Source organism: Anabaena sp. CA = ATCC 33047, assembly GCF_963870205.1.
GTDB lineage: Bacteria > Cyanobacteriota > Cyanobacteriia > Cyanobacteriales > Nostocaceae > Trichormus.
In genome coordinates, this window is the sequence record NZ_CAWMSA010000057.1 from 123,802 (window position 1) to 145,883 (window position 22,082).

Annotated in this window: 18 protein-coding genes; 7 read left to right on the top strand and 11 right to left on the bottom strand. The window is 41.9% G+C overall.

Translation table 11 applies throughout. The annotated features are described in order from the left end of the window. Positions 1 to 512: 512 nt before the first annotated feature. Both AACS98_RS18610 and acs read right to left on the bottom strand, forming a co-directional pair. Positions 513 to 1,226: a tetratricopeptide repeat protein gene (locus AACS98_RS18610; RefSeq protein WP_066382579.1), complete on the bottom strand. Its 714-nt coding sequence runs from the start codon at positions 1,224 to 1,226 to the stop codon at positions 513 to 515. A gap of 161 nt (positions 1,227 to 1,387) precedes the next feature. Then, positions 1,388 to 3,358, bottom strand: coding sequence for an acetate--CoA ligase (gene acs, locus AACS98_RS18615; protein WP_066382581.1), 1,971 nt, complete (start codon positions 3,356 to 3,358; stop codon positions 1,388 to 1,390). 357 nt (positions 3,359 to 3,715) lie between these two features. Between acs and AACS98_RS18620 the strand changes: the two genes are divergently transcribed. Beyond that, positions 3,716 to 4,408 (top strand): hypothetical protein, encoded by a 693-nt coding sequence (locus AACS98_RS18620; protein ID WP_066382583.1) that lies wholly within the window; start codon positions 3,716 to 3,718, stop codon positions 4,406 to 4,408. Between the two features lie 67 nt (positions 4,409 to 4,475). After that, positions 4,476 to 4,907: a hypothetical protein gene (locus AACS98_RS18625; protein WP_066382585.1), complete on the top strand. Its 432-nt coding sequence runs from the start codon at positions 4,476 to 4,478 to the stop codon at positions 4,905 to 4,907. 1 nt (position 4,908) lies between these two features. Here the strand turns inward: AACS98_RS18625 and AACS98_RS18630 are convergent, their stop codons facing one another. The 6 genes from AACS98_RS18630 to xseA all read right to left on the bottom strand — a co-directional run bounded on the left by AACS98_RS18630 (position 4,909) and on the right by xseA (position 9,380). After that, positions 4,909 to 5,346, bottom strand: a complete 438-nt coding sequence (locus tag AACS98_RS18630; protein ID WP_066382587.1) for a hypothetical protein — start codon at positions 5,344 to 5,346, stop codon at positions 4,909 to 4,911. A 140-nt stretch (positions 5,347 to 5,486) separates the two neighbouring features. Further along, the gene (locus tag AACS98_RS18635; protein WP_066382589.1) at positions 5,487 to 5,963 is read right to left on the bottom strand and encodes a hypothetical protein; all 477 of its coding nucleotides are present in this window, start codon (positions 5,961 to 5,963) and stop codon (positions 5,487 to 5,489) included. A 21-nt stretch (positions 5,964 to 5,984) separates the two neighbouring features. Further along, entirely contained in the window at positions 5,985 to 6,332 is a 348-nt protein-coding gene (locus AACS98_RS18640; protein WP_066382591.1) for a cupin domain-containing protein, read from the bottom strand. 79 nt (positions 6,333 to 6,411) lie between these two features. Beyond that, the gene (locus tag AACS98_RS18645) at positions 6,412 to 7,650 is read right to left on the bottom strand and encodes a hypothetical protein (RefSeq protein WP_066382593.1); all 1,239 of its coding nucleotides are present in this window, start codon (positions 7,648 to 7,650) and stop codon (positions 6,412 to 6,414) included. 229 nt (positions 7,651 to 7,879) lie between these two features. After that, a complete protein-coding gene (gene xseB, locus AACS98_RS18650; protein WP_066382595.1) occupies positions 7,880 to 8,113 on the bottom strand; it encodes an exodeoxyribonuclease VII small subunit in 234 nt (77 codons plus the stop codon). Further along, positions 8,100 to 9,380, bottom strand: a complete 1,281-nt coding sequence (gene xseA / locus AACS98_RS18655) for an exodeoxyribonuclease VII large subunit (RefSeq protein WP_066382597.1) — start codon at positions 9,378 to 9,380, stop codon at positions 8,100 to 8,102. Before xseA ends, xseB begins: the two co-directional genes overlap by 14 nt. A gap of 250 nt (positions 9,381 to 9,630) precedes the next feature. Here xseA and AACS98_RS18660 point away from each other — a divergent pair, with 250 nt between their 5' ends. From AACS98_RS18660 to AACS98_RS18670, 3 genes are all read left to right on the top strand, one after another. Further along, positions 9,631 to 10,989, top strand: coding sequence for a TrpB-like pyridoxal phosphate-dependent enzyme (locus AACS98_RS18660; protein ID WP_066382601.1), 1,359 nt, complete (start codon positions 9,631 to 9,633; stop codon positions 10,987 to 10,989). Positions 10,990 to 11,393: 404 nt separating this feature from the next. Then, entirely contained in the window at positions 11,394 to 12,467 is a 1,074-nt protein-coding gene (recA, locus tag AACS98_RS18665) for a recombinase RecA (protein WP_066382603.1), read from the top strand. 474 nt (positions 12,468 to 12,941) lie between these two features. Then, complete coding sequence (locus tag AACS98_RS18670; RefSeq protein WP_066382605.1) at positions 12,942 to 14,861, top strand: transglycosylase domain-containing protein; 1,920 nt, start codon at positions 12,942 to 12,944, stop codon at positions 14,859 to 14,861. A gap of 60 nt (positions 14,862 to 14,921) precedes the next feature. Here AACS98_RS18670 and AACS98_RS18675 read toward each other — a convergent pair whose 3' ends face one another. Beyond that, complete coding sequence (locus tag AACS98_RS18675) at positions 14,922 to 15,497, bottom strand: TIGR04376 family protein (protein WP_066382607.1); 576 nt, start codon at positions 15,495 to 15,497, stop codon at positions 14,922 to 14,924. 191 nt (positions 15,498 to 15,688) lie between these two features. Beyond that, positions 15,689 to 16,531: a M15 family metallopeptidase gene (locus AACS98_RS18680; RefSeq protein ID WP_066382609.1), complete on the bottom strand. Its 843-nt coding sequence runs from the start codon at positions 16,529 to 16,531 to the stop codon at positions 15,689 to 15,691. 292 nt (positions 16,532 to 16,823) lie between these two features. Between AACS98_RS18680 and mnmG the strand changes: the two genes are divergently transcribed. Then, entirely contained in the window at positions 16,824 to 18,746 is a 1,923-nt protein-coding gene (gene mnmG / locus AACS98_RS18685; RefSeq protein WP_066382610.1) for a tRNA uridine-5-carboxymethylaminomethyl(34) synthesis enzyme MnmG, read from the top strand. A 215-nt stretch (positions 18,747 to 18,961) separates the two neighbouring features. Beyond that, positions 18,962 to 20,338: a hypothetical protein gene (locus AACS98_RS18690; protein WP_339373721.1), complete on the top strand. Its 1,377-nt coding sequence runs from the start codon at positions 18,962 to 18,964 to the stop codon at positions 20,336 to 20,338. Positions 20,339 to 20,432: 94 nt separating this feature from the next. On the opposite strand, the gene AACS98_RS18695 is transcribed toward AACS98_RS18690, so the two are convergent. Continuing rightward, entirely contained in the window at positions 20,433 to 21,995 is a 1,563-nt protein-coding gene (locus AACS98_RS18695; protein WP_066382612.1) for a glucosaminidase domain-containing protein, read from the bottom strand. Positions 21,996 to 22,082 lie beyond the last annotated feature (87 nt).

The window sequence follows — 22,082 nt, forward strand, 5'->3', positions numbered from 1 at the left end:
CTATATAAGGACTCGGTTTATATTCTCAAACTTTCGTGTTTAGGCATGATTAAACAAGTTTCTCTTATTAACCAGTGCCATACTTATCATAAAAATATCCTGAAATAATAGGATAATTAACAGTATATTTACTTAAGGTTTTGTGATATTATTGAACTTCACACATCTTGCACCTGTTCCTTGATGATAATTTTTGTAGGGTGGGCATTGCTTGCAAGTTGCTTAAAGCCTTAGTTTTACGTTGTTGGCTGTGCATCGCCAGTAGCTTATTGAGAATGCTGCAAGATATGACACTTGGCTGATGCTTACTCGCAGCGCAAAACTGTGGCTCAGGTGATGTTTATAAAGCTTCATATTATACTAGAAAACCCTCTCCAAACCTCTGAACATAAAATGTAGAGACGTTGCATGCAACGTCTCTACATTTTCGCCCATTTCCTTGTATGGAAGGGGGTAAGGGGGGTTAGGTTTAATCGATTTTGATGTGAATAACAATGCTTGTCAAATAACCTCTAAGAAACACTGGGGTTATCTAGTGTTTTTATCTGCTGTAAAATTTGCTCAACTTGGTAAACTTTCTCGTTCCTACTTTGTGACTTGAATATATTTAAAGCTTTTTCTAACGCAGATTTTGCTTCATCTTTCTTATTTACTTGCCACAATGCCTGACCAAAATTCATCATCGCATCGCCATATTTGGGGTTAATATTTAAAGCTTTTTCATATTCAGCAATAGCATCTGTCCAACGATTTTGACTCGCATAAACTATACCAATGGCATTATAAGCTAAAGCATATTTGGAATTAAAGCGAATGGCTTCTCTGTAGGCACTAATTGCTGTTTCTGGTTGGTTGCGGCGAAACAATACATTACCTAACTGAAAGTGTGCAAAAGCGTCTTTAGGAAATTTCTTAATTAACTCACATAAACTTACTTGCGCGCCGGGGAAGTCGCGCCGACTATATAAATCATTTGCTTGTTGAATTAGTTGCGATCGCTCTTGTACTGAATCAGTAAATTGTGCTAGTTTTTGTACTGGTTTAGCTTGCCATTTTTGCCGTTGGTTATTTAAAACTTCTTCACAAGCTAACTTATGCGGCAATTGTTCCTGTGCTTTGACAGTGATGGAACTATAGGACAATACACTAATTACAGTAATGACACTCAAACACACATAGCTAAGAGGTCGAACAATTACTGATATTACTTGGCTGCTGTGCTGCATCGTCCCATCCCTCCATCATGCTTTGATCCCCATGATACAGCGAGGTGAACTACTTAGTAGTAGGTGTATATAGTTTGTAGTCGGGACTTTAGTCCTGATCACCAGCACAATCAAGGGTAGGCTGTTTCGCCTACCCCAAATAATGAAGAATCTGGAATGATTTACGCACCTTCGCGTAACTTATCTAAGACGCTTCTATCTTCTAATGTGGAAGTATCGCCAGCAACTTCTTGTCCAGCCGCGAGATTTCGCAGTAATCGCCGCATGATTTTACCCGATCGCGTTTTCGGTAATGCGTCTGTAAAGCGAATTTCACCAGGACGGGCGATCGCACCAATTTCTGCAACTACGTGCTTTTTCAGTTCTTTACTCAATTCTTCACTGGCTTGATAAGTCCCTTCTAATGTCACAAAGGCGACCACTTCCTCACCTTTGAGTTCATCTGGCTTACCAACCACAGCCGCCTCAGCTACCGCCGGATGAGACACTAAGGCTGATTCAATTTCCATTGTACCCAGGCGGTGTCCTGAAACATTCAATACATCATCCACACGCCCCATCACCCAGAAATAGCCGTCTTCATCTTTTCTCGCACCATCCCCAGCAAAATAAGTATAGTTGCCATCTTTGGGGGGTATGTGTTCCCAATAGGTGCGGCGGAAGCGTTCCGGGTCGCCGTAGACTGTCCGCATCATTCCCGGCCAGGGATGACGCACGGCTAAGTAACCGCCTTGGTTCTCACCGACGGAGTGACCATCTAAATCTACAATATCAGCAAGAATCCCAGGGAAGGGCAGAGTTGCTGAACCGGGTTTGGTGGGAATTGCTCCTGGTAGCGGTGTAATCATAATCCCGCCGGTTTCTGTTTGCCACCAAGTATCAACGATGGGACAGCGTTCACCACCAATAATTTTATAGTACCACATCCAGGCTTCTGGGTTGATGGGTTCGCCGACTGTTCCCAACAAGCGCAAGGATGACAAATTGCGGGCTTTGGGATGGTGTTCACCCATTTTAATAAATGCCCGGATTGCGGTTGGTGCTGTGTAGAAAATGCTTACGCCGTATTTTTCGATCACATCCCAAAAACAACCGGGGTTAGAAGCACGAGGCGCACCTTCATACATTAATGTGGTTGCACCGTTGGACAGGGGGCCGTAAACTATGTAACTGTGTCCGGTAATCCAACCTACATCGGCAGTACACCAATAAACATCTGTGTCTTGCAGGTCAAAAATCCATTTGGTGGTGATGTGACTATATAAGTTATAACCGCCTGTGGTATGGACAACGCCTTTGGGTTTGCCTGTGCTGCCAGAGGTGTAGAGAATAAATAGCATATCTTCACTGTCCATCGGTTCGGCGGGAGAGTCAGCCGATACGCCCTTTTGTAAATCATGCCACCAATGGTCGCGTCCGGGTTCCATCTGGGTTTTCTGTCCGGTACGTTGGACGACGAGGACATCTTTAACGCTCTTGACTGCACCATCAGCGATCGCTTTGTCTACTTGTTCTTTTAGTGGTACAATTGCATCTTTGCGCCAACCGCCGTCTGCTGTAATTACTAATTTAGCTTGAGCATCAATTAAGCGATCGCGTAACGCCTCGGCACTGAAACCACCAAAGACAACGCTGTGGGGTGCGCCAATTCTGGCACAGGCTAACATAGCGATCGCTGCTTCTGGTATCATCGGCATATAAATTCCGACGCGATCGCCTTTTTGGACTCCCAGTTGCTTCAAGACATTAGCAAATTGGCAAACTTCCCGATGCAGTTGGGCATAGGTGAGAGTCCGCGAATCTCCCGGTTCTCCTTCCCAAATCAATGCAGCTTTATTTTTACGCCATGTAGTCAGGTGTCTGTCAAGACAGTTGTAAGAGATATTAATTTTACCGCCAACAAACCACTTGGCAAAAGGTGGTTGCCAATCCAGCACGGTATCCCATTTTTCAAACCAATGTAACTCAGTTTCGGCTAATTCCGCCCAGAATTTTTGCGGATCAGCTTTGGCTTTGTCGTAGAGATGTTGGTAATCTTCTAAGCTTTTAATATGGGCTTGCTGTGCAAATTCCGCCGGAGGATGAAATAAACGCTTCTCTTGTAGGATTGATTCTATAGTTGGCTGAGACATAACTATCGTTTGTAACGGTGTTGTAACTGAAAACTATTTTGTACCCAAAGTTATACACAAGTGCTTTTAGTTTCGTTAAGCAGGGAAATTTATTCACGGCTAGGGGTGAGACTTGATGCCATACTGCTCAATGGCAGTTTTAATCACGCTGAATATTAGTCACCTAGTATGATCAGAAGTTATAATGACTAAATCTACCCAAGGTAAAATTCCTGACTTTTGACCTGATGACCACTTAATGCTCATGTATACAAAAATATAAAATTTTAATTAAATTTTTGGGAGAAAATAAATATTACTCACTGAGATATTGATATTTTTGGTAAGAAGCTTTAGTAATAGGAAGTAGGCGATCGCTTGCAAGCAAAAGAGATTAAAGAAAAAATCAAATCACTGATCGAGCAAGCCTCCTCGATAGATCCTAATTTAGCCAGAAAATTAGATGAGATTAATCGTTGGGTAAAAGATATTAAGCCTGGTTCTCTGACTGCTAAACCCTTTGTGCTGGCGTTTTTGTTGCAGGTGATTACAGATTCTACGATTTGGTTGATGATTCAATCACTGCCATCTAGAGAAGAACAAACAGCCAAATTTGAGCAAATGACACCGAATGAAAGATACTGGTATGGTTATCTGTTTCCTAGGTGGATTAATGCGAGTGACTCCAAGTTTTATATTTGGAAACAAAAATTAATGTCAGGTGAATTCAACCAAGAAGATGATGATATAATTAGAGCTATAGCGCAGAATATTGCCAATCGAAACGGAAATTTTTGGCAGCGTTATATTGCAGACCTATCTATGGCAACAGATTTAATTGTTAGTAATCATCACGAGCAACCACTCTGCATTCAAGTTACCAGTGTGAGTGACGAACTAAATCACCAAAAGTACCTAGCATGGGAAAATACTCTACGTGCTTGGGAAATAGAAAGAGGATTGTTTTTTAGCTATAATCCCCAGGATGCTAATTTTATTCATAAGCTAGTAAATATAGCACTTTATAACAGTGATTATCTGGCTAGGGGTAAATATTTAAAAATGTCCTAATCATGTAAGATTCTGAATTGTTGTCTTGACTGAAAATACATAATTTCTTTGCCCATCACAGCTTGATATGGCTCACAATAACCCAACCAATAGCTACACAAATCAGATGGACACATTTACCGAAGCTTTAGCTACAGCCAGACAAATGCAACAAGACTGGCTGAGTTATGGAGTAAATTTTATCCATCTTTACATTGAAGATGTCGAGGGAGATTGGTTAGAAAACTGGGAACATGAGGAACTATTTTGCAATGCGGTATTTGATAGAATTAAAGAATATTTGGTCAGTGATGATGCTGTGGCTGTCAGATTGCGCCAAGATTTAGGCGATCGCTCACTTTTTGATATAGCAGTAAACCTAGAAGAAATTTGGAGAATTACTTCCCCAAACAACAGGTTAACTGCTGTGAAAAGTCTTTTAGGCGACGATGAAAGCTCAGATTTAGCAGAGAAATTGTTAGCAAGATTAATAGCTATACTTGTAAGCAATAAATCTTAGGCTAGCGCATCGGCACGGCTTGTAATTGTTGAACATGTTTTTTAAATATATACCATGTTTGATTTTGCTGATTACAAGCCAGTGTTTTGTCAAAAGTGACAGTATAGTAATCTGTGAGACTTTTTAAGCTATTACCTTCACGGTACTGTGTATTACTGTTGCGATTATCATTAATAGACGCAACAAAAAATTTGTCACCTGCTCTAACAGCACACTTTTTATTATTTTCTTTAATTTCGCTAGATTGAAGAAACCAATTGTCTTTGAGCTTAAAAGTAGTACCGCCCGTAGAAGTGACTCTTAAAATTCTCAGGGCAGGTACATTATTACTTTGCTGTGAATAAACTGGCTGGGAAATCACAGCAGCCGCAGCACCACACAAAACACCTAAACACAAAATTAATCTCTTGGGATAAGATTTATTGCAATCAATAACCATTGAGAATGACCTAAGTCTTAAGTATGATTTATTTTGTCAATGGTATGATTTTACAATAAACTTCAGTCTAAGTAAATCAACTATTACAAACTGTGATAAACTTAAGTTAATTATTACTGGCAAAGTTAAGCAATGACGGACTAAGGATGTTGTTCACGAGCATCCACAACTAAAATTAAGCATAAAGCTGCGATCGCCTTTTGCCATTCCTGCTTAACTCTATCATCTTCCACTCCGGCGAATAACTCAACTAAGCGAGGAACAGCAGCTTCCAAAGCTAAACGGGGTACTGGGCGGTGTAAATTCACTAAGTTAGTTAAACTTTCTTGATTGTTGAGAAAACCAATTACCCATTTTGTCGTGTGTTCTGGAGTATCAGGAACACGCTGCACATGCAACTCATGTTTTAGCCAGTTATAAAAAGGTGGTAATTCCTGCGCTAAAACTGTACCTGCTGTTGGTAAGGTTTGTCTGAGTAAATCAGTATCTAAACTGTTGAGTTCGTGCTGTAATTCAGGAGATTCTAGAACCTGATTGAGTGGCTTAGTCAGAATTGCGTCTATCTGAGTAGGGGATAAATCTAAATGTTGAGCAAAAGTTGTTTGTAATAATTGCATTAGCCAAAAATCCTCAAATTATCAGTTACTACCTGCTGCTTTCTCAGAAAGTGTCAGCAGAAATGCTAAATTTTCCTCAGCTTTTAAAGCATGGGGTGCATTAGCTGGCATAAAGACAAAAATTCCCGGTTCTAACGTGATATTATTTCCTGATAAAGTGAGTAAACCTTTACCTGCTATCACGTTGATAGTGGCATTACGAGTTGATGTATGCTCAGAAATTTCTGTATTAGCAGCCAAGCAAAATAAAGTATATTGACAAGCTTGGTCTTGAAAGATAACCTTACTGAGAACTCCCGCATTGGGATATTCAATCTGTTCTTGCAGTTGAATACTTGAAGATGGGCTAGTTGTGATTAAGCTAGTCATAGTTTTTCTGGGGTAATTACTAACCAACGATATCTGAATAATTCACCTATAGCTTAACATTTTCCTAATGTTCCTAATTTTAATTGAACCAAGCAGCGAACTCAAAGAATTGTCCTCGGAAAACCTGCAATAATTGTTGCCAAGTAGCTGTATCTGTTTGCTTACCAAACTCTAGATAGGGTGCAGCAGCAGTTCCTTGCACCCACAGCACTAAATCAAACCCACGGGGTTGGGTAAAGACTTGATTTAAATTAATCCCTCTTACTTCCCGTTTTCGCCAGAAGGGAATTAACTTTTTACCTGTGAACAAGGTATCTGCTTCATTTAAAAAATTCAACCAACTATCAATCATAGCTTGAGTAACTACTGCATTCGGAATTACCGCTTTTTGTCGGGGGTTGGGTAGCCATTCTCGATCATTATCAGTTTCCGCTAAAATTAAATTCCAAGATTCACGACTTAAGGCTGTGACTGTTTGAAAATTTTGCAAAGCCGCAGTTAAACGTTGTGGTTCTACAACTGGAAAATTAATCAAATGAATTAATGCCACAATGTCGCTAATATCGACATTACCAAAACTAAATATTCCTGTACCATTAGCGAGAAATGAATAAGGAGTTTGTGGATTGGCAAACACTAAATGAGCAGTAGAATCAAACAGTTTACTTTCATCATGAGCTAAAACAACCTGAATAATTGCCGAGAGTAAATTGCAGTATCCTTTGAGCCATACGACATCACCCATATCATAAGCGATCGCAAAATTTTGGGCAGCTTCTTCTGTTGCTTGTATCCCTGTCAATAAGCTGAAAGTTTTCCAGAAAGATTCATCTTCTTCTAGCTTGCCATTAGCATTAAAATCCATCCGCGTTAAACCAATTCGCAAAGGCAGTTTAACTGTATTATCTTTGATAGGTTCGAGAGTAGTTTCGATAGCAGTTAAATTATTGAGTAAGTCTTGCAGAATTTGACGAGTATCTTGATAGGTGACTGGCTGCGGTTGGGGATTTACCGGAACAGGAAGCCGTAAAATCGGGAAAAATTGAGTAATACCATTTTGCTGTAAACCATAAGTATAAAGCGACTGCATTAACTTTTCAGTTGCCCCCATCAGTTGCACAACACCCAAACCAAATCGACTTTGATCATCATTAGGATTTTGCTGGAGTTTCGCCTCAAGAGCCGCTTTTCCCTCTGGAAATTGTGCATTAATTAGATATTGCTCAATTTGTGAAGTCGGTGGTGTTGACTTAACTGCTGGTGCGAACGAAAATGCAAAGGTGAGCAGCAGTAGTAAAGAACATAAAAAAAGACGCATAACCTGGTATTTAAGGGCTGGAGATGTTCGCACTACTCTAACTCATGATTACGTCTTTATCCCCTGTATCTTAATAATTAATAAAGCTCTGTGTAAGTAGGTTGGTTAAAAGTTCGTAGTCAGGACTTTAGTCCTAAGAAAAGGGCTAAAGCCCTTACTACGAACAAAATTATAATATTTTCACATTCATTAATATAAGTTCAAACAAATTTATCTACATCCTGAAACTTCAATCATCGCTCAAAGTTTCAATCAATAAATCAACTTGTTGCTGTCGCTGCTGTAAAAATGTTTCACATTGACGTAAATGTTCAACAGCAATTGCAAACTGGTCAAACACAGCTTCTAGTTCTAAATTACCTGATTCTATGCGAGAAATAATTTTTTCTATTTCTGCAACTTTTTCCTCATAATTACCATTAAATACAGCATCAGAATTAGTAGAATTGTTACGTTTCATGATGATTTTTTTTCCGTCCTTTGCGCTTTGGTGGTTCTTGATTTTTGACTTCTATAACTTTTACTGTTACCTCACCTTGTGCTAATTGAATTGACAACTCTTGCCCTACAATTAAGTCATGAGCAGTACGAGCGATCGCACCATTTTCTTGTCTGACTACCGCATAACCACGCTGTAACACCGCTTTGGGATCGAGGGTGGCTAATTTTTGGCGTAACATTTCTAAATGTTGCTCGGCTTGCTGCGATCGCCTCATTGTCAGTTGTAACAATTGTTGACGTTGCCAAGTTAATTTTTGCAGTTCTTCTCTAACTTGTCTATCTAACCGCAGATTTCGCAAACGGTTACGTAATGTTTGCAGTCGGTTCACAGCTTTTGTCTGAGAAGTCAGCACCGCCTCATTTAAAGCTGCTAGTCGTTGCCGATGTTGAGTATATAACTCTGTCAGTGAAGGTACAACAGTTTTTGCTGCTGCCGTGGGTGTATGAACGCAAACATCTGCGACTAAATCAGTTAAAGATTCATCTCTTTGATGACCAATGCCCGTAATTACTGGTATAGAACAATTAGCAACGGCTCTGACAACCCGCTCATCATTAAAACAAGCCAATTCCTCAACCGCACCGCCACCGCGAGATAAGATTAACACTTGGGCGCGTCCATCTTTTTCTACTCGTGCGATCGCCTTTACAATAGAGTCTGGTGCTTGCTCACCCTGAACAATAGCCGGAGAAAATAAAACCTGTAACCCTGGATATCGTTGCTTGAGGGTTTGTTGAATATCACCCCAAGCCGCAGCAGTGGGAGAAGTGACAACGGCGATAGTCTGGGGATGCAAGGGAAGCGATCGCTTTCTTGCAGTATCAAATAAACCCTCAGCTAATAGCCGATTGCGTAATTGTTGAAAGCGTAGAGCTTGCAAACCCACACCAGCAGGTAAAACTTGCCAGACTGTTAATTGATACTCTCCCCGTTGTGGGTATAGACGAATACTACCCAAAACAATGATTTGTTCCCCAGACACAGGTAATTGGGCGAGTTTTGCCACTTGACTACTCCAAGCCACACACTTAATAGCGGCTGTGCCATCAGTATCTTGTAGCGTAAAGAACAACCCACTCCGATGATTATTAGCACTGGAAACTTCACCAGTTACCCAAACTTGTCGCAGTGACTCATCTTGCTCCAACAGCAAGCGAATATAGTCAGTTAACCCAGATACGGAAAGGGCTGTATCTAGTCTTACAGAATCGGCAAAATCAGAAATCATCAAAAGATGCCTGAAAGCATTTGTGCTGGAGAGATTTTAACATTTTTCATCCCAACCCAAGATGTAGGTTGGGTTAAGCGCAGCGCAACCCAACTAGGATGTCATTCGCCCCAAGCCGCGAAACCATGCACGGCAGTCGCACCCCAACCTATTAGTCAAGTTAGTCCACTACTAATAAGCCAATTGCCTAAGTCCTGCCTTTTTCTTGGAAAATGAGAGGTACGCTAAAATACCTGCATTTACTCGTGATATGGACACAATTAAATACACTCTGACTGAAAAGCAAATGCCCACAGCTTGGTACAACATACAAGCTGACTTACCGCAAGGATTACCACCAGTTTTACATCCAGGCACAGGGAAAGCAATTACACCAGATGACTTATTACCTTTGTTTCCCTTAGCACTGATAGAGCAAGAAGTTAGTCAACAAAGATGGATTGAAATCCCGGAAGAAGTGCGCTCTATTTATTGCCAATGGCGACCAACCCCGCTTTATCGCGCCCGTCGTTTAGAGCAAGCTTTGAACACACCAGCCAAAATTTACTACAAATATGAAGGTGTTAGCCCTTCTGGAAGTCACAAACCGAATACTGCTGTGGCTCAAGCATATTACAACAAACAAGCTGGTGTTAAAAAATTAACCACTGAAACAGGTGCGGGACAGTGGGGTTCATCTTTAGCCTTTGCTGGTGCGCTATTTGGTCTAGAAGTTTTAGTTTACATGGTTAATGTCAGCTATCAGCAGAAGCCTTACCGCCGAGCCTTAATGGAAAGTTATGGGGCTAGGGTAGTAGCCAGCCCCAGCAATGAAACCCAAGCCGGACGTAAAATTTTGGCAGCATCTCCTAATAGTACAGGTAGTTTAGGCATTGCCATCAGTGAAGCGGTGGAAGTAGCTGCTGCTGATGAACAGACTAAGTATGCTTTAGGTAGTGTACTCAATCACGTCCTACTACATCAAACTGTGATTGGACAAGAAGCATTGACTCAATTAGAGATGGCGGGAGATTATCCAGATATTGTCATTGGCTGTACAGGTGGCGGTAGTAACTTTGCTGGGATTGCCTTTCCATTTATCGGTGCTAAACTGCGAGGAGAAAGAGATATACAAGTCATAGCCGTAGAACCAGCCGCTTGTCCGTCATTAACTCGTGGTAAATATGCTTATGACTTTGGTGATACTGCTCACCTAACTCCACTGACTAAAATGCACACTTTAGGTAGCTCATTTGTGCCAGCCGGAATTCACGCTGGCGGTTTGCGCTATCACGGTATGGCTCCCCTAGTTAGTCATATTGTGAATTTAGGATTAGTGGAATCCCGTGCTGAATATCAAAACAGTTGCTTTGCCGCCGGATTAACATTTGCACGCGCCGAAGGAATTTTACCAGCACCAGAAGCGAACCATGCAGTTAAAGCAGCGATTGATGAGGCTTTACGTTGTCAAGAAGAAGGAGTGAGTAAAACTATCCTATTTAATCTTTGTGGACATGGACACTTTGATATGCAAGCTTACATGGATTATCAAGCGGGACGGCTTATTGATACCGAATATAATCCTGATGAGGTAGCAATGGCACTAGCGGGATTACCTGTAGTTGAGTAGTAATATCAAGTTCGGGTAATTCTTATTACAAGGGAATGGGGGTTGTAGAGACGTTGCATGCAACGTCTCTACAGAACTTTTTCAGAACTTACGTCACTGACATTTACTAGGGTGCGTCAGGTGTGAAAAATCCGTTAATTTTTAGCAAATTATCTCTACTGACGCACCCTACAAGAAACTTTGATGATCACGAGCGTGTAAATTTGAGTTAAAAAAATTACCTCTCCCAAAATTTTTACAATAGAACTACCCCAATAACGTAGTCTTCAGGTTAGGATCTTGTCACAGCTACTTTTTCATTTCACCAGTCCTATTCTAGAATTTACCAGCTAAAATAGTATATCTGTTCTACAAAAAAACCCAACCCCACACATTTTAAACCTGTATACTAAATAGAGGCACGAATGGCTATCAATACCGATACTTCCGGCAAGCAAAAAGCGTTGAATATGGTACTCAACCAGATTGAGCGCAGTTTCGGTAAGGGTGCAATCATGCGCCTAGGAGATGCTACCCGGATGCGGGTAGAAACCATTTCCACTGGGGCGTTAACTTTAGATTTGGCGTTGGGTGGTGGTTTACCCAAGGGACGCGTGATTGAGATTTATGGCCCGGAAAGTTCCGGTAAGACTACTGTAGCACTGCACGCGATCGCAGAAGTGCAGAAAGAAGGTGGTATTGCTGCCTTTGTGGATGCAGAACACGCCCTTGATCCCACCTACGCCGCCGCTTTAGGTGTCGATATTGAAAATCTCCTAGTTTCTCAACCCGACACCGGCGAAGCAGCCTTAGAAATTGTTGATCAACTCGTGCGTTCCGCCGCCGTTGATATCGTAGTTATTGACTCCGTAGCGGCGTTAGTTCCCCGTGCAGAAATCGAGGGAGATATGGGTGATGCTCACGTTGGTTTACAAGCCAGACTGATGAGCCAAGCTCTACGTAAAATTACTGGTAATATCGGTAAATCTGGTTGCACGGTTATCTTTATTAACCAGCTACGGCAAAAAATTGGAGTCACCTATGGTAGCCCAGAAACCACCACTGGTGGTAATGCTTTGAAATTCTATGCTTCAGTGCGTTTAGATATTCGTCGCATTCAAACCTTGAAAAAAGGTTCTGATGAATTCGGCAACCGTGTTAAAGTCAAAGTGGCAAAAAACAAAGTTGCACCACCTTTTAGAATCGCAGAATTCGACATTATTTTTGGTAAAGGTGTGTCTACTTTAGGTTGTCTGGTAGACTTGGCAGAAGAAACTGGTATTCTCGTCCGTAAAGGAGCTTGGTACAGTTACAACGGTGATAACATTTCCCAAGGTCGAGATAACGCCATTAAGTACCTAGAAGACAAGCCAGAATTTACTGAACAAATTAAGCAATTGGTACGGGAAAAATTAGATAAGGGGGCGGTTGTTTCTGCTAACTCTGTATCTAAGAATAATGAAGATGAAGAGGATGAAGATTTTGAAGAAGAAGAATAGGATATCAGATAAATAATCTGATATCTGGCACTAACTTCAATAACCGTCTGGCGATGCACTGCCAACAAGGTAAAATCATCTACATAAAAAGATTACTTCCATCGGGGGTAATCTTTTCATTTTTAAGCTAAGAGACTTTCAAACCTGTTCCCTGCTGTATAACGTCTCTACATCCAGGAATAAGCAGCATCTTGAGCAAATTTTATTCCTTTAGTCTGAATTTTGCTATGAAAGTTTTATAACAAACAAGTAAAAAGAGGTATTTCTACTCAAATTAAAAGACGACAAAATTATACCTCACAGTAGAAGTTTAATTATGACTAATTTCATATAATCACAAAGTCGCTTTAGTTAATTGCGCTACTAATGTATCGAATTTTATAACTATCAAACTCTGACGAATTGCCCAAGATAATCAACTTGGTGCTGTGGAATAAATTGCCGTTACATCTATAAAAAGGAAGTATAATTGTCGTGTCTTCATTCCGAACATTTGAAGAGCAACAGTCACATTTTCGGACTTCACCTAGTTTTGAATTTTTCAAAGGAGTAGGTCAAATCACTGCTGCTACCTTGATATCAATCACCACTCTAGCAAGTTCTGTGCTGGCTGGGGGATTGGTAGGTTTAGCTGCTAGTTTCCGTAACTTGCCAGATGTGAGACAATTACGCAACTTTTCCCCTGCGGAAACAACTTACATCTATGATATCAATGGTAAACTCATAGCAGATATTCACGGTGAAGCCAACCGCGAAGTAGTAGCCTTAAATCAAATTTCTCCGCACCTAAAACGAGCAGTATTAGCCACTGAAGACAGTTACTTCTATAATCACCAAGGTATCAATCCCACTGGCGTGGGGCGTGCTTTATTAGTTAACTGGGAAGCGGGAGAAGTGCAGGAGGGTGGCTCTACTATTACCATGCAATTGGTAAAAAACCTGTTCCTGTCTAAAGAGCGTACTATCACACGAAAAGTAGCCGAAGCGGTATTAGCCATCCGTCTAGAACAAGTTCTGAGTAAAAACCAAATACTGGATATGTACCTCAATCAAGTTTATTGGGGTCATAATAATTATGGTGTGGAAACGGCGGCCAAATATTACTTTAACAAGCCAGCCGCAAATTTAAACTTGGCTGAGTCTGCAATGATGGCGAGTTTGCTGCCAGCACCGGAAAGTTTCAGCCCGTTTATTAATATAGACTTGGCAAAACAAAAGCAACAAGAAGTCCTACAAAGGATGCTAGAGTTAGAATGGATTAGCCAGAAAGATTACAATCAGGCTCTCCAACAAAAAATTCAATTGAATAAAAATAGATTCTCTGGTGGACTTGGTTTACCTTATATAACTAATACCGTCGCCCAGGAGTTAGCTCGAAAGTTTGGGCGTGATGCCCTCATAAAAGGCGGGATGCGGGTACAGACAACCGTTGATGCCAATTTTCAAATGATGGCGAAAACAACTGTTAAGCGTTGGCACAGAAGATTAGCGGCGCGCGGGTTAAGAAATAATCAAATTGCTTTAGTAGCTATTGATCCGCGCACACATTTTATTAAAGCTTTAGTCGGTGGGGTAAATGAAAAAACCAGCGAATTCAACCGCGCCACTCAAGCTCTGCGTCAACCAGGATCTTCTTTTAAACCATTTGTTTACTATACTGCTTTTGCTAGTGGTAAGTACACACCCAATTCAACAGTGTTAGATACGCGCGTTAGTTATCGTGATGGCAACCGTTGGTACACTCCGCGTAACTACGATAGTAGCTTTATGGGAGCTATACCAATTCGCACCGCTTTATCTTTATCTCGAAATATTCCCGCGATCAAACTTGGTAAAGCTGTAGGGATAAATAAAGTTATCGAAACTTGTCGGACTTTGGGTATTATGAGTCCGATGGAACCTGTAACTTCTTTACCATTAGGTGCAATTGGTGTCACGCCTTTAGAAATGGCTAATGCTTATGCTACTTTTGCTAATTATGGTTGGCAGTCACCACCGACATTAATTATGCGTGTCACTGATAGCAATGGCAATGTTTTAATAGATAATACCCCTAGACCTCGTTTAGTTTTAGATCCTTGGGCATCGGCATCTGTAATTGATGTGATGCGATCGGTAATTAGTAATGGTACAGGTAAAGCTGCTGATATAGGTCGTCCGGCGGCGGGTAAGACGGGAACGACTTCATCAGAAAGGGATATTTGGTTTGTTGGCACTGTACCACAGTTAACTACTGCTATTTGGGTAGGAAGAGATGATAACAGACGACTAGCTTACGGTGCTACAGGTGGGGGTATGGTTGCACCTATCTGGCGTGATTTTATGCGAAAGGCTCTCAAAGGTGTGCCAAGTCAAAACTTTAAGCGGCCTGCTGAATTTCCGCGCCCTCGGTAATATTAAAGAGATGGGGTTGAAATATTGGTAGACGCGATTTATCGCGTCTCTACAAGGGTGTTATTTTCCCATGTTGCGTTTCATTTGTTCTAATTCGGCTTCGGTTTCCCAACGGCGAAAGGTGGCTTCTAAGTCATCATAGCTGTTTGTATAACTGCTAGTGGGAGTCCACCAGCCATTAGAGTCTATACGTTGCTGAGTTTGGGCTTTGGCGCGTGCTGTTTGTGCTTCGGTTGCTTTGGTTTGGACTTCTTGCCGCCGTACTTGGATTTTATGCAGGAGTTCTTGAGATTGTTTGATGCGTTCTTTTAAACCTTGCATTTGTCCCCATAGCTGATTACCTTCACGTAATAGGGCTGCTTCTCTGTCTTGCGCCGCCCCCGCTAAATCTTGTCTACCAGCGTTTTGGGCTTTTTGTACGCGGATGTGCCAACGTTGAATTTCTTGGGCGGTAGAGAGAATTTCGTCTTGCGATCGCTTCTCTTGTAATTGTAAATCTGCAATCAATTTTAATGTATCTTCCTCTTGCTTTCGCAGCTGTTCTAACAACGCCTCTAATTCCAAATGCGGATTATTACGCAAGAATTCCTCTAAACGGTTTTCGAGAAACCGACTAAAATCATCAAATAAGCCCACTGTTAGAACTCCAGAGTTAGGTGTATCACTATTTTAATGTAGTAATTCTGCGTCTGCTCTGACAGGAAATAGTAATTTATCATCCTTCGGGGCTAGGAATTCTAAAATATTAGTTAAATTCTCCCCAATTATCAAATTTCATCAAAAATATTACTTCTTAACTGTACTCCTAAATTGAAAATTACAAAATATTAAAGTGGAGTCAGCCAATAACTAATTCCGTTGATAACTTGCTGTTTTAACCCCAACTGAGGTAAATCTTCTAACTTTACACCTAAATAAGTCCAGTGTGGTACATCTTTGGCGACTGTTTGAAACCAACCATGCTCATAAAGAGCCTGTCTTTGTTGAGCATTAGACACCCGTAAATCAATAGCTAAACCCCACAGATGTTGAGATGTTCCCGGTGGTGCAACAACTCCTAAAATAGCGGTTTCTTTTCCGGCTCGAACTTGCTCTAAAGTATTACGATTAGCGTATTTATACCAAAATCGTAAATTAGTAGCAAAAGAACGAGTACAATCACCAGAACCATAACCTGATTTTAGCGGAATATTTTGTTGCGATCGCGCCTGATTTAAAGCTGTGGCTGCTGATGCTTGTAAATAACAATCATTAGTACCATCCACCTTCATCATAGTTAAAGTTTCTTGAAAAGCTAGAGTTTCCGGCTCATCCTGTAACAAAACCGTCGCTGGTAACTGCACGGCGGGATTTTGATTAATAAAAGCTGCACCATAGGCACGTAACAAAATATATTCATAACTACCCACCTGGGGAATAGTCGATAAATGTGGAGCGATCGCCGCCAAAAACCTGTCTTGTTCAGTAACAATAATCTCCGGCATAGGAGTAGGTAAACTGGGTGTAGTTGAAACTCCCCGACAATCTCCCGTACCCACAATTAAACATTCCTGAGAAACTGGAGAATTTGCACCCAACTGGTAATGATTGATGGTATTACTAGCAACTAACGTAAAAACCATCAAAATCATCACAAAAATCAATTTAATTTTCTTGACACTTCGCCGCATCACATTAACTCTTATATTCAGAGAGAATTTCAACTTCCTCACCAAAAAACTCTCCTAAAAACTCCGCGTACCTCCGCGTTTACCTCCGCGTACCTCTGCGTTAAAAAAATCAAATCCCCCCGATTATAAAATTATTTTCCTTCCAAATCAAGACACAAAAACTCTTTATTTAAAAAATCCAGTCACCAAAACATCAACTACTTGAACCCCCACTCAATGAAACAATAACAACCATAAAGCCACCGTATCAGTTAAAATTGAAAATAAATCTCAGCTTGCGAATCCTGTAAGTATGACCATGCACACTCCTATTGAATTTCAAGACGCTTTTGATGTGATTGTCGTCGGTGCAGGTCACTCCGGTTGCGAAGCAGCACTTGCCACTGCCCGCCTCGGCTGTCGTACCCTGCTATTGACCCTCAACTTAGATAAAATCGCGTGGCAACCCTGCAACCCAGCAGTTGGCGGCCCTGCCAAATCTCAGTTGACCCATGAAGTAGATGCTTTAGGTGGGGAAATTGGCAAAATGGCAGACCGCACCTACTTGCAAAAACGCATCCTCAACTCTTCACGAGGCCCGGCGGTGTGGGCATTACGCGCCCAAACTGACAAGCGGGAATATGCGGCTGTGATGAAAAATATAGTCGAAAACCAAGAAAACTTGAGCATCCGCGAAGGCATGGTTACAGACTTGGTGCTGGGTGCTAATGATCAAGTCATAGGAGTAGAAACCTATTTTGGCGTAGCCTTCCAATGTAAAGCCGTAATTTTGACCACAGGTACTTTTCTCGGTGGTAAGATTTGGGTAGGAAACAAATCGATGGCAGCCGGACGGGCTGGGGAATTTGCGGCGGAGGGATTAACCCAAACCCTGAATCGTTTAGGATTTGAAACCGGGAGACTGAAGACTGGCACACCGGCAAGGGTAGACAAGCGGTCTGTAGACTATAGCAAAATGGAACTTCAGCCTGGAGATGCAGAAGTCCGGTGGTTTAGTTTTGACCCCCAGGCGTGGGTAGAACGGGAACAAATGCCTTGTTACATGACGCGCACCACCGCCGAAACCCATCGTTTAATTCGAGAAAATTTACATTTGTCGCCTGTGTATGGTGGCTGGGTAGAAGCCAAAGGGCCACGTTATTGTCCCAGTATAGAAGATAAGATTGTCCGCTTTGCCGATAAGGAAAGCCACCAGATATTTATTGAACCAGAAGGGCGGGATATTCCCGAACTGTACATACAAGGGTTTTCTACAGGGTTGCCGGAAAATTTGCAACTGCAAATGTTACGGAGTCTACCCGGTTTGGAAAACTGCGTAATGTTACGTCCAGCCTATGCGGTGGAATATGACTACCTACCCGCTACCCAGTGTTATCCGACAATGATGACTAAAAAGATTGCCGGGTTATTTTGTGCGGGACAAATCAACGGGACAACAGGCTATGAAGAAGCCGCCGCCCAGGGAATTGTCGCCGGAATTAATGCGGCGCGGTTTGCCCGTGGGCAGGAAATGATTATTTTACCCCGTGAGCAAAGTTACATCGGTACATTACTTGATGACCTGTGTACCAAGGATTTACGGGAACCTTACCGGATGCTCACCAGTAGGTCAGAGTATCGCTTATTGCTGCGGTCTGATAATGCTGACCAACGTTTGACACCTTTGGGACGGGAAATTGGTTTAATTGACGATCGCAGATGGGAACTGTTCACCAACAAACAAGCCCAGATTGCCGCCGAGAAAGAACGGCTGTATGCTACGAGAGTGAAAGAAAATGATGACATAGGTAAAGCGATCGCCTCTGATACCCAACAAGCCATCAAAGGTTCGATTACCCTAGCTGACTTATTGCGTCGCCCTGGCTTCCATTATATTCACCTTGACAGGTATGGACTAGGCAACCCCACCCTGACCCAAGCGGAGAGAGAAGGGGCAGAAATTGACATTAAATACTCTGGTTATCTGGCTAGACAACAAAGCCAAATTGAACAAATTGCCCGTCAAGCTAACCGCCAGTTACCTGCGGATTTAGATTACACACAAATCAATACCCTTTCTAAAGAAGCAAGGGAAAAACTCAATCAGGTAAAACCGCTTACCATCGGTCAAGCTGCCCGTATCGGTGGTGTAAATCCGGCTGATGTGAACGCTTTGTTAATTTTCTTAGAATTACGCCAAGCTAAGAGCCAATCAGGGTTTGCGGCTTTGACCTAACTTGATCTTGATTACGGGTGAGTATAGTAGAAGAGGAGATGGGTATGATAGATGACAAGGCCTCAGCCTTGGCATGATCAAATATGCCCTGTTTGAAGTGGAATTTAATACACTTAACAATCACTTGTCTAGCGTGGACGAACACTGAATATTTTTAATAATTCCTGATACCCAGAAGGGGCGGCGTTGCCCCATCCTGGCAACTACCACCCAAAATGCCTATGTTACAAAAAGTTAGCAACCATCTTATTATTCCAGAGCCATCAGAGGACTTAATTGTTAACGAACCTTGGTCAATCGAATTCTATGCTGATGGCTTGATGGATGAACTTTTTGCCGATATCGACGAGATACTTGATTTGAGTGGTAATCTGCTTGATAATAATAGCAGACGAAAACTACGTCAAGCTACTCCCGTCGCCAACGATTTGTCGTATAGTGCAGGAACCGAGCAACGCACCCTAGAGTATGAACCTCTGCAAACTGTAGATATACAGCAGATAGTTTCATCTACCACAGTCAACCATCCTGTAAAGACTGTGACAGCGATTCAGAACAAACAGGTAAGTGCAGTTGTAGTTGATCAACCGCAAATCAAAGCCATCAGTAAAACTACAGAAAAAGCTCAATTAACTTTGGGCAAACTGTTATTACTGGGGACAACTATCGGTGTGGCGATCGCAGGTGTATTATATCTCTTGCAATCACAACTGTTAGCCCTTCTCACTTCCCAACTCATCCAACCAACTCAACCAAATATTCATCTGCCATCAGCACAAGTAGCTACAAAACCAGATGCACAGACAGAGTTAGTTAATTACATGATGGGAGCATTAGCCATCATCGATCAACAAAATAGGGCAACTAACCAGTCAGTCCGTTCTCAGGTAGGCAATAACGTCAATTCCTCCTCATCAGCCGTTGCACTCAACAACAATCAGCCTGTTAGTAATCTACCATCACCCCTAACCGCCAGCAATACACCACCAACCCCCAGCAAAACCACAAACGTTGTCGAACGCATCTATATACCTGTTTACCAAGCACCATCACCGATGCGCTACGCACCGCCATCGATACCTGGGATGCCCGCACCTTTACCACCAGTGGCAAAATCGCCGACGGCTGAACCTAACACCGTCAAGAATAACTCCAATCAAGTCCCAGCAGGTGCTAAACCAGCCAAAGTCAATATGTCAGCGTCGTCTATTCGTTCTGAAATGAAACCCGTGCCAGTGCAGAATGCACCTATCAAAGTTCAGCAGTCACCCAGTTCTCTACCTAAGTTACCAGTGATTCCCTTTGGTCAAACTTTACCACAATCACCGACCAACACAAATCAGGCAACAGTACCAGTAACAACACTTACAGTTACCCCACCAACACCCGCATCTACCCATACACTCGAAGGCTTGCTAGAGTTGGGTGATAAATCAGTAGCACTATTTGAAATCAACGGTGTCAGCCGTCGTATCCATATTGGTGAAAGCATTGGTTCTAGCGGTTGGACATTAGTAGATGTAAGTAACGGTGAAGCCATAGTCCGGCGGAATGGTGAAGTACGTTCTATTTTTGCTGGACAGAAATTGTAAGGCAATTAAAAATATAATGATGATGGGATAGATCCCCGACTTCTTTGAGAAGTCGGGGATCTAGGTATTACGTTTTTTTAAGTTGAGCTACTTATTAGCTTCTAGCTGGTGGGTTAATTTCAAAATGAATATGATGATCATGACCACCTAGAGGTTTACAAAGTCCTTCTCTAATCAGAGTAGAATCATTGAAGAAAACCGCCCCAAGTCTGACTAACTTTTGCTGACGAATCGATTTAAGAATAGCTCGTGTTGCATCTCGATCATATTCTGCATTTGTCCAGCTAATGCCGCCAAACTGCCCATTTTTTCTAGGTAAGAACACATCACACATCATACCAGTTTCATGTCCCCGATGGTCGGGAGTGTCGCCGCCATGCGGTAGGCTGACATCATTGATGGCGAATGGTGCAGCATTCGGACGAGTATTGCGATAACTGTTTTGATAGTCTTGGGCAATGTTTTTAATTGTCTCCGCTAGCCAGTGGGTGCCAAAATCATGATGATCGTGAGTTTGTGCTAGTTCACCGTTAATGAAACCGTTATCAGGTTCACTTTCTGGCATTAACACCCATCGTGGCGCGTTAGCGGCTTGCAACCATTGGTGAGTTGTACCATCAACATCTACTCTACCATCACCTTGAACAGTGCTACGACCGGCAATAATTGACTGAAATAGTCGAATTGCGTCATAAAGTCCTCTGTTGATGCTGGGGGTGTTAGGCTCACCTGCCCAGGTGTAACCTAGCTCATACAATCTCGCTTTTACTGCTTTGACATCATCAGGTTTGTTAACTCCGCCAACTCCTACGCTACCGGTGAGTTGAATGACTGTAGCTTCCGGGGTGGTTGATGTTGATTGATTTTGTTGAGCTACGGGAAGGATGACTTTAAACTTGAGTGTTAGACTTTGGTCATCAATTCCTAGTAACATAGTGCGATCGCCAGCTTGGTTAAACACAAAGTTTAATTGCCATTTACCATCCTCACCAATTTTCACACCTTCCACGGGGAAGCGATCGTCTATCATCACTGACATAACTCTACCTTTGTCAGTTAAACGCGCTACACCTTCAATATTAAAAACTTGCCCTACAGTTAATTCTTGCGGCGCACGAATTACTTGTAATTGTTCGACTGACACGGGGGAAGGGAGAATCTCAACGCCACTAACATTAGTGAGTAATTTTTGTGCTTCTGGTAGCAAGTTGACAATTTTAGGGATGTAGTCAGGAGCAGATGAATAACCTTTGCTTTTCAAAAAGCCGAGAAAGTTTTCTGGTGTATTTGTATGTTCTTCTAAGCCTTTGTAGGGAGAACGGGTTAAAAACTTCCAATATCCAACAATAAAAGCATCAACATCTGCAAATTTGCAAAATGTAACTTCTTCAGTTTCAGAAGGTACTTTAATTTTCAAAGGTTCGGCAAAACCTATCATATCAGGTTCTCGCCATTTCAACCCCGCAAAATTATTAGCTTTGGTGGCTAAATCACTGCTGGCTCTGCCTGATTCTAGTAACCATTGTGCTAGGGTAACTTCTTTTAAAACTTGGCGATTGATTTCAGAAATTTTGTTACCATCAATTCCGACTTTTGTAAATACCAAACCTAAATCTGTTTGGGAATATTTATTGACTAAATCATCTAATAATGTCATATTTTTCCCCGATTTAAAATATTTAATCAACAATAATTCAGGAAACAGGAGGGGGGCAGGGGAACAGGGGAGATGTTGAAACCTAAA

Excerpts from the sequence above, each read along its gene's own strand:
- AACS98_RS18610 (WP_066382579.1), bottom strand. The coding sequence starts at position 1,226 with ATGCAGCACAGCAGCCAAGTAATATCAGTAATTGTTCGACCTCTTAGC.
- acs (WP_066382581.1), bottom strand. The coding sequence starts at position 3,358 with ATGTCTCAGCCAACTATAGAATCAATCCTACAAGAGAAGCGTTTATTT.
- AACS98_RS18625 (WP_066382585.1), top strand. The coding sequence starts at position 4,476 with ATGGCTCACAATAACCCAACCAATAGCTACACAAATCAGATGGACACA.
- AACS98_RS18630 (WP_066382587.1), bottom strand. The coding sequence starts at position 5,346 with ATGGTTATTGATTGCAATAAATCTTATCCCAAGAGATTAATTTTGTGT.
- AACS98_RS18635 (WP_066382589.1), bottom strand. The coding sequence starts at position 5,963 with ATGCAATTATTACAAACAACTTTTGCTCAACATTTAGATTTATCCCCT.
- AACS98_RS18640 (WP_066382591.1), bottom strand. The coding sequence starts at position 6,332 with ATGACTAGCTTAATCACAACTAGCCCATCTTCAAGTATTCAACTGCAA.
- AACS98_RS18645 (WP_066382593.1), bottom strand. The coding sequence starts at position 7,650 with ATGCGTCTTTTTTTATGTTCTTTACTACTGCTGCTCACCTTTGCATTT.
- xseA (WP_066382597.1), bottom strand. The coding sequence starts at position 9,380 with ATGATTTCTGATTTTGCCGATTCTGTAAGACTAGATACAGCCCTTTCC.
- AACS98_RS18660 (WP_066382601.1), top strand. The coding sequence starts at position 9,631 with ATGGACACAATTAAATACACTCTGACTGAAAAGCAAATGCCCACAGCT.
- recA (WP_066382603.1), top strand. The coding sequence starts at position 11,394 with ATGGCTATCAATACCGATACTTCCGGCAAGCAAAAAGCGTTGAATATG.
- AACS98_RS18680 (WP_066382609.1), bottom strand. The coding sequence starts at position 16,531 with ATGCGGCGAAGTGTCAAGAAAATTAAATTGATTTTTGTGATGATTTTG.
- mnmG (WP_066382610.1), top strand. The coding sequence starts at position 16,824 with ATGACCATGCACACTCCTATTGAATTTCAAGACGCTTTTGATGTGATT.
- AACS98_RS18690 (WP_339373721.1), top strand. The coding sequence starts at position 18,962 with ATGCCTATGTTACAAAAAGTTAGCAACCATCTTATTATTCCAGAGCCA.
- AACS98_RS18695 (WP_066382612.1), bottom strand. The coding sequence starts at position 21,995 with ATGACATTATTAGATGATTTAGTCAATAAATATTCCCAAACAGATTTA.